Annotated in this window: 12 protein-coding genes; 10 read left to right on the top strand and 2 right to left on the bottom strand. The window is 56.4% G+C overall.

What is annotated here, in order from left to right; translation table 11 throughout:
• Positions 1-5: 5 nt before the first annotated feature.
• Positions 6-2,408, bottom strand: a complete 2,403-nt coding sequence (locus tag F0155_RS14835) for a heavy metal translocating P-type ATPase (protein WP_150525319.1) — start codon at positions 2,406-2,408, stop codon at positions 6-8.
• Between the two features lie 619 nt (positions 2,409-3,027).
• On the opposite strand from F0155_RS14835, the gene F0155_RS14830 reads away from it, so the two are divergent.
• The 10 genes from F0155_RS14830 to pqqE all read left to right on the top strand — a co-directional run bounded on the left by F0155_RS14830 (position 3,028) and on the right by pqqE (position 12,355).
• Positions 3,028-4,122, top strand: coding sequence for an ABC transporter ATP-binding protein (locus F0155_RS14830; protein WP_150525318.1), 1,095 nt, complete (start codon positions 3,028-3,030; stop codon positions 4,120-4,122).
• A gap of 81 nt (positions 4,123-4,203) precedes the next feature.
• Positions 4,204-5,301 (top strand): extracellular solute-binding protein, encoded by a 1,098-nt coding sequence (locus F0155_RS14825; RefSeq protein ID WP_150525317.1) that lies wholly within the window; start codon positions 4,204-4,206, stop codon positions 5,299-5,301.
• 84 nt (positions 5,302-5,385) lie between these two features.
• Positions 5,386-6,651: an ABC transporter permease gene (locus F0155_RS14820; RefSeq protein ID WP_150525316.1), complete on the top strand. Its 1,266-nt coding sequence runs from the start codon at positions 5,386-5,388 to the stop codon at positions 6,649-6,651.
• A 7-nt stretch (positions 6,652-6,658) separates the two neighbouring features.
• Positions 6,659-7,513 carry an ABC transporter permease gene (locus F0155_RS14815; protein ID WP_150525315.1) on the top strand — a complete coding sequence of 285 codons (855 nt, stop codon included), beginning with the start codon at positions 6,659-6,661 and terminating at the stop codon, positions 7,511-7,513.
• Between the two features lie 164 nt (positions 7,514-7,677).
• Entirely contained in the window at positions 7,678-8,907 is a 1,230-nt protein-coding gene (locus F0155_RS14810; protein WP_150525314.1) for a M24 family metallopeptidase, read from the top strand.
• 130 nt (positions 8,908-9,037) lie between these two features.
• A complete protein-coding gene (gene pqqA, locus F0155_RS14805; RefSeq protein WP_150525313.1) occupies positions 9,038-9,133 on the top strand; it encodes a pyrroloquinoline quinone precursor peptide PqqA in 96 nt (31 codons plus the stop codon).
• A gap of 21 nt (positions 9,134-9,154) precedes the next feature.
• Positions 9,155-10,096, top strand: coding sequence for a pyrroloquinoline quinone biosynthesis protein PqqB (pqqB, locus tag F0155_RS14800; RefSeq protein ID WP_150525312.1), 942 nt, complete (start codon positions 9,155-9,157; stop codon positions 10,094-10,096).
• Positions 10,093-10,929: a pyrroloquinoline-quinone synthase PqqC gene (gene pqqC, locus F0155_RS14795; RefSeq protein ID WP_150525311.1), complete on the top strand. Its 837-nt coding sequence runs from the start codon at positions 10,093-10,095 to the stop codon at positions 10,927-10,929. Before pqqB ends, pqqC begins: the two co-directional genes overlap by 4 nt.
• Positions 10,930-10,931: 2 nt before the next feature.
• Entirely contained in the window at positions 10,932-11,255 is a 324-nt protein-coding gene (gene pqqD, locus F0155_RS14790; RefSeq protein WP_208999295.1) for a pyrroloquinoline quinone biosynthesis peptide chaperone PqqD, read from the top strand.
• Positions 11,252-12,355: a pyrroloquinoline quinone biosynthesis protein PqqE gene (gene pqqE, locus F0155_RS14785; protein ID WP_150525309.1), complete on the top strand. Its 1,104-nt coding sequence runs from the start codon at positions 11,252-11,254 to the stop codon at positions 12,353-12,355. Before pqqD ends, pqqE begins: the two co-directional genes overlap by 4 nt.
• A 17-nt stretch (positions 12,356-12,372) precedes the next feature.
• Here pqqE and F0155_RS14780 read toward each other — a convergent pair whose 3' ends face one another.
• Positions 12,373-12,804 (bottom strand): cupredoxin domain-containing protein, encoded by a 432-nt coding sequence (locus F0155_RS14780; RefSeq protein ID WP_150525308.1) that lies wholly within the window; start codon positions 12,802-12,804, stop codon positions 12,373-12,375.
• Positions 12,805-12,854: the final 50 nt, after the last annotated feature.

Genomic DNA, 12,854 nt, shown 5'->3' with positions numbered 1-12,854 from the left:
GCCTCCTAGAGCTTGAGGGCACGCAACCGAAGCGCATTGGTGATCACGGAAACCGACGAGAGGCTCATCGCGGCGGCTGCTAACATCGGCGAGAGCAGAAGACCAAACACCGGATAGAGAATTCCCGCAGCAATCGGAACACCAGCGGTGTTGTAGATGAACGCGAAGAAGAGGTTCTGCCGGATATTCCGGATAGTGGCCTGGGCGAGATGCCGAGCCTTTACCAGACCATCCAGATCTCCTTTGAGCAAGGTGATACCGGCGCTTTCTACCGCCACATCCGCGCCTGTTCCCATGGCGATACCGACATCTGCAGCGGCAAGCGCTGGCGCATCATTCACGCCGTCACCGGCCATGGCCACAGACAACCCTTCACCTTGCAGCTTGCGTACCAGAGCCTGCTTGTCGGCTGGAAGGGCGTCTGCCAGAACCTCCTCGATCCCGAGGCGCGCTGCGACGGCCTGAGCGGTTTGTTCGTTGTCTCCTGTTGCCATGATGATCATCAGGCCCGCGTCCTTCAGTGCTTTCAAAGCAGCAGGAGCGGACGCCTTTACCCTGTCTTCCACGGCGACAATTCCAAGAAGCTGACCTGACCTTGCGACATACATCACTGTCCGGCCTTGTTCCTGATGCTGCGCGACATCGTCAGCCAGCGCTCCAATCTCGATCCCATGGTCTTCCATGAGCGCCCTGTTACCGATCAGGGCGTCCTCACCCCCTAGCTGTCCGAACACGCCCTTGCCGGTGGGAGCCTCGAAATTCGAGACCTCCAACAGTTCCAAACCGGCTTCCTTCGCCGCGCTGACAATTGCATGGGCCAGCGGGTGTTCGGAGGCCATTTCAAGACTTGCGGCTGTTGTCAGGAGATCGGATTCCTCAACTCCGGTCGCCGTGATGATCCGGGTCAGGGTCGGCTTGCCCTCTGTAAGCGTTCCTGTCTTGTCGACGATGATTGCGTCTACCTTTGCAAACAATTCCAGCGCTTCGGCATTCTTCACCAGAACCCCCGCACGGGCACCGCGTCCTGTGGCCGTGGTGATCGACATCGGGGTTGCGAGCCCCAGTGCGCAGGGGCAGGCGATGATCAGAACAGAGACTGCAGCAACAACCGCATGAACAAAGGCAGGCTCAGGTCCGACAAGCCACCAGATCGCGAATGCGATCAGCGCACAGGCAACAACAGTTGGCACGAATATCGACGCCACCTTGTCCGCCAATCCCTGAATGGGAGCCTTGGACCTCTGGGCTGCTGCCACCATATCCACCACCTTTGCAAGCAGCGTTTCCGATCCCACATGGGTTGCCTCCATGACAAAGGACCCTGTCTTGTTGACGGTTCCGCCGGTCACCGGATCGCCGGAGGCCTTTTCGACAGGGATCGGCTCGCCGGTTACAAGGCTTTCGTCAATCGCGGACGCTCCTTCCAGAATTCTTCCGTCGACAGGAACGCTTTCGCCTGGCCGAACCCGCAGCTTGTCGCCAGCAAGAATATTTTCCAGCGGAGCATCATATTCATCGCCCTCAGGTGTTATTCTGCGGGCAGTCTTGGGAGACAGGTCCAACAACGCGCGGATAGCATCGCCGGTTTTCTCGCGCGCCTTCAGTTCCAGCACCTGCCCCACAAAAACCAGCGCAATGATGACTACAGCGGCTTCGAAATAGACCGGCATGTGCCCGCCCGGCTGCTTCAGGCTATCTGGAAACAGTCCGGGCAAGAAGGCAGCCACAAGTGAATAGGCGTAGGCAGCGCCGACACCCAGCATGATCAGCGTCCACATGTTGTAGTGCCCGGTCCGCACCGACATCCAGCCACGCTGAAAGAACGGCAATGCGGCCCACAGAACAACCGGGGTCGCCAAGGCAGCTTCAAGCACCAGCGACAAGCGTTCCCCGAACCAATCGCGAACGGGAAGGCCGAGCATTGGCCCCATGGTCAGAACGAGGAGAGGCACGGCCGCAGCCGCACTGACCCAGAACCGCCGCGTGAAATCGATCAATTCATGGTTCGGCTCATCCGACACCCCGTTCATCGGTTCCAGTGCCATTCCGCAGATTGGACATGTTCCGGGACCAATCTGCTCGATCTCCGGGTCCATGGGGCACGTAAACATGACATCCGAGGATTTGGCCGCATCAGCAGCCTTCTTGATCTTGTTGTTTCCCGAGAGGAAAAAATATGGATCGGCATCAAAGCGTGCGTGACACTTGGGATTGCAGAAATGGTAGTCCTGCCCCTTGTAGACCAGTTGCGGCTTGCCCTTGCCAAGGGTCACTGTCATCCCGCAAACCGGGTCAATTCTCGTCTCTACAGCTGCCGATGCCGCCTTGTCTGGCGAGACACTGTGTCCTCCGCAACAGCCCGAGCCGCAGGACGATGCCGACTTTTGCTGGGTGTCATGTGATGTCACGTTGGTACCCTTCCTTAGATCTGCTGAAGAAAGGATATTCCTTCCAGTCACAGGAAGGTCAAGCGCGTCCGTATTGGTGCTTACCGCGGTCCTCCATCCCCGTCACTGACGAGTTCGCGGCCCGTTGAATCAACCTCCATGTCTATGCCCTTTCACTCGGGCCAGATTTCGCAGCGACTATAGATTGCAATTTCCATTTTTTTCGAACACTCTTCGGCAAGAATATCAGAAGGGAATCTTTGGGCATTGCCAAATCAAACAAGTCAGTCATGGCGAAAATGTTCCACTGTGCGTCGGGAACTGACAACATGGGCCCAGATTGTATGATTGACTAAAATCGCCCTACCTTACGAAGCGTAAGGTGCAATCTGATATTAAGACCGCGCAAATAAAATTCATAATTGCGTGGGCGATACCAGTATTCATTATCTGCCCAGCCTTCATTCTTAAACATACGCACCTTCAAACATTAATTTTCATTTTTTTTCGAAATGCCCCCTTCCAATACTGTTCGGATTTTGCTTTTCTGTTGCACAAAATAGCAATAGGTCATCGACGGTGACGCAAGTCTTAACGTTGAAGTCTGCATGCAATAACGAGAACAAAACTGAGGGGAAGCATGGCAAACACACGCGGCGCGGCTGTCCGCTATGAGAGTGTGCAAAAGAGCTATGACGGGGTCAGCCTTGTCGTCAAAAATCTGAACCTCGACATTCCACCCGGCGAGTTTCTCACCATGCTCGGACCATCAGGGTCCGGCAAGACCACCTGTCTCATGATGCTTGCAGGTTTCGAGCCTGCGACCCATGGCGAGATCTTCCTGAATGACCGGCCGATCAACAACGTGCCACCGCACAAGCGCGGCATCGGCATGGTGTTTCAGAACTATGCGCTGTTCCCGCACATGACCGTTGCCGAGAACCTTGCGTTCCCGCTTCAGGTTCGCAACATCGGCAAGGCTGAACAGGAAGAGAAGGTCAAACGCGCGCTGGAAATGGTTGAGTTGGGCGCGTTCGGAAACCGCCGTCCGGCACAGCTTTCCGGGGGGCAGCAACAGCGTGTTGCCGTTGCCCGAGCGCTCGTTTTCGATCCGGAACTGGTTTTGATGGATGAGCCTCTTGGCGCTCTGGACAAGCAGCTGCGCGAGCAGATGCAGTACGAGATCAAGCACATCCACGAGAACCTTGGTGTGACTGTGGTCTACGTGACCCATGATCAGACCGAGGCACTGACCATGTCCGATCGCGTGGCTGTCTTTAACGACGGGGTCATCCAGCAGCTCTCGTCTCCGGATGTTCTTTATGAAGATCCGCAAAACTCGTTCGTTGCGCAGTTCATCGGCGAAAACAACAAGCTGAGCGGCAAGGTCGTCGACATTCAGGGCAAGGAATGCCTTGTCGAACTCGACGATGGTACGCGCCTCAAGGCAGACAAGGTGAATGTGTCCGCTATCGGGGACAGGACGACAATTTCCCTGCGTCCGGAACGCGTTGAATTCGACACGACGGATTCAATGGACAATCTGATCAAGGGACGCATCGAGGAACTCATCTATCTCGGGGACCATATTCGCGTTCGCATGAATGTCGCCGGCAACGACGAGTTCATCGCAAAGGTTCGCAACCGGGGCGAAAAACGCCAGTTGAGTGTGGGAGACACCGTGCCAATCGGTTGGTCACTCAACGACTGCAAGGCACTGGACCCCGTTGCCTGACAAACACAGACGCGCCTTGGCTGCGCGTCAGTGGCAAAAGACGGAACCAATCCGTTTCAAACCTGAAAGAGGGAGCTAAAAATGAAGCTCAAGACTATCGTACTTGCAACCACCGCTCTGGCCATGGTCAGCGGCGCTGCAGTTGCGGAAGACATGACAATTGTTTCCTGGGGTGGCGCCTATTCCGCATCCCAGAACAATGCCTATCACAAGCCTTACATGGAAAAGTCCGGCATTAACATCATCAACGATGAGTCGTCTGCAGAAGCAGTGGCAAAGCTGCGCGCCATGAACGAAGCTGGCAACATCACCTGGGATCTGGTGGATGTTGTTGCTTCTGACGCCATCCGTCTTTGCGATGAAGGTCTGGCCCTTGAGATCGATCACGACAAGGTGCTAGCTGCTGCTCCGGACGGGACGCATGCTTCTGAAGACTTTGGCGACCTGATCGTGTCCGGCTGCTTCATTCCGCAAATCGTTTACTCTACGACATTTGGCTATCGCACCGATGTTGAAGAATGGGGCGGAAAGAGCCCGGACGACATCTGTGACGTATTTGATCTGGAAACATTCCCGGGCAAACGCTCGCTTGAGAAGCGCCCGATCAACAACATGGAATGGGCCCTGCTGTGTGACGGCGTTGCAAAAGCAGACGTCTATGACGTACTGGAAACCGAAGAAGGTCAGGCCAAGGCTTTCGCCAAGCTGGACACCATCAAGGACAATGTTGTCTGGTGGTCTGCAGGCGCGGAAACCCCCCAGCTTCTGGCTGACAAGGAAGTCGTGATCGGCTCCACCTACAATGGTCGTCTGTTTGCTCTCATTGAAGAGCAGAAACAACCGGTTGCCATGCTCTGGGATGCTCAGGTATTTGATCTGGACGGCTGGATTGTACCGGCAGGCCTTTCCGAAGAGCGTCAAAAGCGCGTCATGGACTACCTCCATTTCGCGACCGATACACAGCGTCTTGCTGATCAGGCGAAGTACATCTCCTACGGCCCGGCTCGCAAGTCTTCCGCTCCGCTCGTTGGCAAGCACGATTCGCTCGGCATCGACATGGCGCCGCACATGCCGACCGACCCGAACAATGCCAAGAACACCTTCCTCTATAACTACGAGTGGTGGGCAGATTACCGCGACGATCTGGACGCAAAGTTCCAGGCTTGGCTCGCCCAGTAATCAAACATCGCCTTGCGATCTACAAAACGGTGGATGGGGGCTCCCCATCCACCTTCCCTTCCCGGAATTGGAAAGAACGGCTGTATGAGCGATACCGCGTCACAACAGGTGCTAACAACGCAAGACGGCAAACCCCTTAAACAGGCTCTTGCTTCTGCTCTGCGCAGGGAAAAGTTGCGCGCCCTTTTGCTGATTGCGCCGCTCCTTATTTTCGTCCTCTTGACATTTGCCGCACCGATTGCCGACATGCTGTTTCGGTCAGTCGAAAACGGTATTGTCGAAGATACTTTGCCCAAGACTGTGGATGCCTTGCAGGCATGGGATCCTCAAAGTGGACAAAGTCCGGGCGAGGCTGTTTTCGCTGCGCTTTACGACGACATGGTTGTCGCAGTCGAAAACAAGACACATACACGGCTTGGCTCGCGCCTGAATTACGAGAAAACCGGAATTTCAAGCCTCTTCCGCAAGACCGGAAGAAGAGTCGGAAAGATGGATGCCGCTGAGCCCCTGAAAGCCCAGTTCATCAAGGCCGATGACAAATGGGACGAAGTTGAGACTTGGGCAACGCTGAAACTGTTTTCCCCCCGCATCACACCAGCCTACTTTCTTGCTGCAGGTGATGCGCAACTAACGCCTGACGGTATAAAGATGAAGCCGGCAGATGAACAGATTTATCTGTTCCTGTTCTGGAGAACGCTGTTTCTATCTGTCGTCATAACACTTTGCTGCCTGCTCCTGGGCTATCCGATCGCTTTCCTTCTGGCCGCTCTGCCGCTTCGCACATCCAATATCCTGATGATCCTCGTGCTGTTACCGTTCTGGACCAGTCTCCTGGTGCGAACGTCCGCATGGAAGGTGCTCCTCCAGCAACAGGGTGTCATCAATGACTTCCTCGTCTGGACAGGGTTTGTCAGCGATGCCGACAGGCTTGTGATGATCAACAACCAGACCGGCACGATCATCGCGATGACACATATCCTGCTGCCCTTCATGATCCTGCCGCTCTATTCGGTGATGAAGACAATCTCGCCCAGCTATGTACGGGCGGCCAAGAGCCTTGGGGCCAATGACTGGATCGCATTCTGGAGGGTCTATTTCCCGCAGAGCGTTCCGGGGATCGGCGCAGGCGCGGTTCTCGTGTTCATTTTGGCAATCGGCTACTACATCACGCCGGAACTGGTTGGCGGCACTTCGGGCATCTTCATCTCGAACCGGATCGCCTATCACATTTCAAGTTCGTTGAACTGGGGCCTTGGCGCTGCTCTTGGCGCGCTCCTCCTGATCGCGGTCATGATCCTCTTCGTGGTCTATGACAAGATCGTGGGCATCGACAACGTGAAGCTGGGATAAAAGAAAAATGAGTTCACTTCCCCCTTATGCCTCCCCGCTTCAGAGAACCTGGCACTATACGTTCCGGTTCATCTGCGGACTGATCTTCTTCTTCCTGATCTTTCCGATCCTGGTGATCCTGCCCTTGAGCTTCAACGCTCAGGACTTCTTCACCTTCACCCCGGAAATGCTGGCCCTGAAGCCGGAAGGGTTTTCCTTCAAGCACTATGAGGACTTCTTCACCAATCCGGACTGGCAGCAGGCGCTGACGAATTCGGTCCTGATTGCACCGACCGCAACGATCCTTGCGACGACATTCGGCACTCTTGCGGCCATCGGACTGTCCCAGCAGCACGTACCCTATCGCTCCGCCATCATGGCGATTCTGATCTCTCCGATGATCGTGCCACTCATCATCTCCGCTGCCGGCATGTATTTCTTCTATTCCCGCGTCGGTCTTCAGGGCACTTACTGGGGGGTCGTGCTTGCGCATGCTGCCCTTGGCACGCCATTCGTCATCATCACCGTGACGGCCACGCTGGTCGGCTTTGACCGCAGCCTGGTTCGCGCGGCAGCAAGTATGGGCGCAAATCCGGTCACGACCTTCTTCAAGGTGCAGATGCCGCTGATCGTTCCGGGTGTTGTGTCCGGTGCCCTGTTTGCGTTCATCACGTCCTTTGACGAGGTGGTCGTGGTGCTGTTCCTTGGCTCTGCCGGACAGAAGACCCTGCCCTGGCAGATGTTCACCGGCCTGCGCGAACAGATCTCACCAACCATTCTCGCAGTGGCATCGCTGATGGTCGCGATCTCGATCGTGCTCTTGTCCGTGCTGGAAATGCTTCGGCGCCGGTCCGAGCGGCTGAGAGGACTGACACCGGGTTAAGACCCTAACCGCTGTTTCCGAGAGGACTGGTGGCGGCACGCCAGCCACCGGGAGGTGTTCACCGACACCGCGGCAGCAAGACATCGCGAAATTGGCCTGGCGGGCCGGCTTCTTTTCAGGAGGCCGGCCCGTTTTCCGTTTCAGGGCCACATATGGAGGAAATGATGAGCGACGACATGATCCGCGTTTATGAAATGAACAATGGCGAGAAGGCCTATCTCCCCTTTTCCAAGGGCGAGATGGATGGTCGCCAGAACCGCTTACGCAAGCTGATGGAAGACCGGCAGATCGATGCCTGCCTGTTCACCTCCTATCACAACATCTGCTACTTCTCCGGCTTCCTGTATTGCTCCTTCGGGCGCAAATACGGGTTTCTCGTCACCCAGGATGATGCGACCACGATTGCCGCCGGTATCGATGGCGGACAGCCATGGCGCCGCACGCATGGTGACTGCCTGATCTATACGGACTGGCGCAGGGACAACTATTTCCACGCCATCCAGTCGCTGCTGAAAATGCCGAATGCGTCAGTAAAGCGAATTGGCCTTGAATTCGATCACGTCTCTCTGGACCTGAAAACCAAGCTGGAAGCCGCACTGCCGGGAGTCGAGTTCATTGACGTTTCGATGGATGTCATGGCCCAGCGCACCATCAAGAGCGCAGAAGAGCATGTCCTCATCCGCGAGGGCGCTCGTATCTGTGATGTGGGAGGAGCTGCCCTCGTGGACGCCGTTGAGGCAGGCGTTGCGGAACATGAAGTCGCCATCGCCTCGACCAACGCCATGATCCGGGAGATTGCGAAGTCGTTTCCGTTTGTCGAACTGATGGACACCTGGACCTGGTTCCAGTCGGGCATCAACACAGATGGCGCCCACAATCCGGTCACCAACAAGATCATAGAGGCCGGTGACATCCTGTCGCTCAACTGTTTCCCGATGATCTTCGGCTACTATACCGCCCTTGAACGCACGCTCTTTTGCGAACATGCCTCAGACGAACACCTTCGCCTCTGGGAGATCAACTGTGACGTTCATCGTGCCGGCCTCGACCTCATCAAGCCGGGCGCGCGCTGCTGCGACATTGCCTCGGAACTGAATGATATCTACCGGCGTCATGACCTGCTGCAATATCGAAGCTTTGGTTATGGCCACTCCTTCGGCGTACTCAGTCACTATTATGGCCGCGAGGCTTCGGTCGAGCTGCGCGAGGATATCGACACGGTTCTGGAACCTGGCATGGTCGTCTCGATGGAGCCCATGATCATGGTTCCGGAAGGAACTCCGGGGGCTGGCGGCTACCGGGAACACGATATCTTGATCGTGACCGAAACGGGCGCTGAAAACATCACCGGCTTCCCGTTTGGACCGGAACACAACATCATTCCAAAGCGATAGATGGGGCAACTCTGGTCCGGAACGATCGGCTTTGGTGTCTGAAGAGCAAAAAAACCAGCACCAAAGTCCTAGTCGCTTCCCTCGACACAAATGCTAAGGTGCCCATGCGTAATTTTTGGAGGAGGATTACATGAAAACTTGGAAGAAGCCGACCATGAAAGCCGTTGAAGCTGGCTTTGAAGTCACTCGCTACATGCCAGCTGAAATCGGCAGCTGCAAGAAATAAGCGGACCTAAAAGAGACCCCGATGAAAATTAGGGCACTCGGCGCAGCGGCAGGGGGCGGATTTCCCCAGTGGAATTGCAACGCTCCCCTCAGCCGCGCAGCGCGCACTCAACAGCCCGGCTTCCTGCCCAGAACGCAGTCCAGTATAGCTGCGAGTTCCAACGGTAGAAGCTGGGCTGTTTTTAATGCTTCTCCCGACATACGCCAGCAGATCGCGCAGACCCCGGAGCTGCAGCCCGCAGCAGACGGTCCTTTACGTTCCACCCCCATCCGCGCAGTTGTTCTTACGAATGCGGATGTGGATCATATCGCGGGCCTGCTGACACTTCGCGAGAAGGAGCCCTTCACTCTCTACGCAACTCGCCGCGTTCTCGACACGTTGTCGGCCAACAGCATTTTCAATGTGCTTGATCCGGCATTTGTGGAACGACGTGAATTGCCCCTTGAAGGAATAACGGAACTTGAGGGACCTGAAGGTCCGATCGGCCTTACGGTCGAAAGCTTTCTGGTGCCAGGCAAGGTTGCCCTGTTTCTGGAAAACACGAACGAAACCGGATTTGGCACCAAGGACGGCGACACCGTTGGCCTTGCCATTCGTGTCAGCGGAGCGGAGGCAAGCGCCGGTCGAACACTGTTCTATGTCCCGGGATGTGCGGCGGTCGAAGCAGACCTCAAATCCCGGATATCCGGCGGCGGATGCCTGATGTTTGATGGTACCGTATTTGAGGACGACGAGATGGCCCGAACCGGGGTCGGGTCCAAAACAGGCGCGCGGATGGGCCACATTTCGATGAACGGGCCGAGTGGCAGCCTCTCTGCGCTTGCCGACGTCGAACTCAAACGGCGTGTCTACATCCACATCAACAACACGAACCCGGTCCTGGACCCGGCCTCTCGCGAAGCCAGAATCGTGGCTGAGGCAGGCTGGGAAGTGGCCCACGACGGTATGGAGTTGGAACTATGAGTGACGTTGCCAAGAAACTCGACGAACCATCGGGTGCTCAGGCCATTGGCAGCGGCATTGCGCTGAACCGGGCGGACATTATCCGCAAGGAAGGCCGCCTCCTGTCACCGGCAGAACTGACAGAAGCTCTGCGAAGCGCGGGTTTTGACCGCTACCACATTCATCACCCGTTCCACAAAATGATGAATGCCGGAGAGCTGAGCAAGACGCAGCTGCGCGCATGGGCGCTCAACCGCTTTTGTTATCAGGATGCCATCCCGAAAAAGGATGCGATCATTCTCGCCAAATCGAATGATCCGGAGTTTCGCCGCAAGTGGATCGAGCGGATCGTCGACCATGACGGCAATGATGAAAAGGGGCTTGATGGCGGCATCAAGCGGTGGCTGAAGCTTGCCGAGGATCTCGGACTTGACCTCGACATGGTGCGCTCTCGCAAATACGCCTTGCCAGCCACGCGCTTTGCGGTTGGGGCTTATATCGATCTGGTCTCGAACTCGTCACTGCTCGTTGCCGTTGCCTCTTCGTTGACGGAGCTGTTCTCGCCAATCGCAATTGGCGAACGGGTTCCGGCCATGCTGGCGAGATACGATTACATCACCGAAGATACGTTGTCCTACTTCACACCGCGCCTGAAACAGGCGCCCAGGGACGCCGATCATGCGCTGGACCTCGTCACCACATGGGCAGATACCCCGGAGAAACAGGCTGATGCGGTCGATGCCCTGTTGAGCAAATGCGATATCCTCTGGGCGCAGCTGGATGCTCTCTATCATGCCTATGTCTCCCCCGGTCTTATTCCGCCGGGCGCCTTCGTCCCGCCCGAAGGAGACTGACCGTGGTCGCGACCACACGCACCCGAGCGGTCCTCTCGGGAACCACCGTGCCGGGCATTCCGCCTTACGTGCGACTGTTGTTCGATAAGGTTCGCGAGCAATGGGCTGTTCTGGCGCCCGAAAAGGTGATGTGGCCTGATGAAATCAGCATCGAGATCCTGAAGAAATGTGACGGAGCCGCCAGCATTGACGCGATTTCAAACGCGCTGGCGAGCGAGTACGACGCTCCCCTTGCCGAAGTGGCTGCGGACGTCCTTGAATTCCTGCAGGAATGGAGTGACCGACGCCTCATTGTCGTTCTTGGTCCGGCGGAGGCGCAGGCATGACACACGATATTCTTCCCCCTCTGGGAATTCTGGCAGAGCTTACCCACCGGTGCCCGCTGCAATGCGGCTACTGCTCCAACCCGCTAGAACTCCTGAAGGCCAACCGCGAACTTGAAACGGACGTGTGGCTGGACGTCTTTCGGCAAGCCGCTCGAATGGGGGTCCTGCAGGTCCATCTGTCCGGTGGCGAACCGACATTGCGCCAGGATCTCGAGCAGATTGTCGCGACCCTCGCCGAGAATGGCGTTTACACCAATCTGATCACTGCGGCCGTCTCTCTGTCTCAGGAGCGGCTAAAGGACCTCAAATCTGCCGGGCTGGACCACATCCAGATCAGTTTTCAGGGCGCGCGCCCTGAAACCACGGAAAAGATCGGTCACTACCGCAATGCCCACGCAAAAAAGATCGAGGTGGCCAAGGCTGCCCGACAGCTCGGATTGCCTGTGACGATCAACGCACCGATTCACCGCTTGAACATTGCGGAAGTTCCGGAGTTCGTCCAGCTGGCGCTGGATCTGGATGCGGACCGGCTCGAGATCGCCAATGTCCAGTATTACGGCTGGGCGGAACTCAACAAGGCCGCCTTGCTGCCGGGGCGGGAAGATGTCGACCGTCAGGTCGAATATGTAACCGGCATTCGCGAGCAGCTGACCGGCATCTTGAACATCGATTTTGTTCCCCCGGACTATTATGCCGACTACCCCAAGCCTTGCATGGGTGGATGGGCGAAAGACGCCTTCGTGATTACGCCGGATGGCATGATGCTTCCGTGTCATGCGGCCCAATCAATCAAGACCCTGGCATTTTCCTCTGTCCGGGACATGCCTTTGGAAAAAATCTGGCGAGAGTCTGACGCGTTCAATGCCTATCGCGGAACTGACTGGATGAACCCGCGCTGCAAGGCGTGCCCAAGGCGGGATATTGATTTTGGCGGCTGCCGCTGTCAGGCACTGGCACTAACCGGCGACGCGACAGAAACCGATCCCACCTGCATCAAGTCTCCGTATCACGACCGGATTTCGGAAATCCCCTTCACGGATACGGTGCAAAAACGCATTATTGGCGGCGCCAAACAAAAGGCGCCTGCCGAACAAGCGTAACCAGAACCAATTCGGCCCTATTGAATGGTGATCTCGACCCTTTGGCCTTCGCCGGTTGATCCGGGCTGGCGCAGGAAGTAGCGTCCGGGCTTGATCGCAAGGAATTCGATTTCCATCGTTCCCTCGTCGTCGAATTCGACGCTTTCAATACCGTAGGGCCGAATTTCGAGATCGTTCACCACCACCTCGTTTATCCAGATCGCCCGAAAGAACCCCGAGCCCTCAAGAGCCAGTTCGGCGGACCCGTCTGAGATGATCTCCAGTTCGTAGAGCGTCCCAGACTTGAGAACGAGGGGCGCATCGGAAATCGGCTTTCCGGAAGAGAGCTTCAATGGCGGTAGTTCTTCCTTGTTGGAATTGTCCAAAATCCCCGCAAAGCCAAACTCATGCGCCGAGGCCGGTCCGAGGGACAGGACAGCTGCCATTGCCAAAGCCAATCGAGTTTTCATGTTTCCTCCCGACACGTGAAAACGCCTTGTGTTTCTTCGAGTAAAGCAGG

Source organism: Roseibium sediminis (assembly GCF_008711325.1).
Taxonomy (GTDB): domain Bacteria; phylum Pseudomonadota; class Alphaproteobacteria; order Rhizobiales; family Stappiaceae; genus Roseibium; species Roseibium sediminis.
The sequence above is the reverse complement of the archived record's forward strand: the minus strand, read 5'-3'. Positions and strand labels throughout refer to the sequence as shown.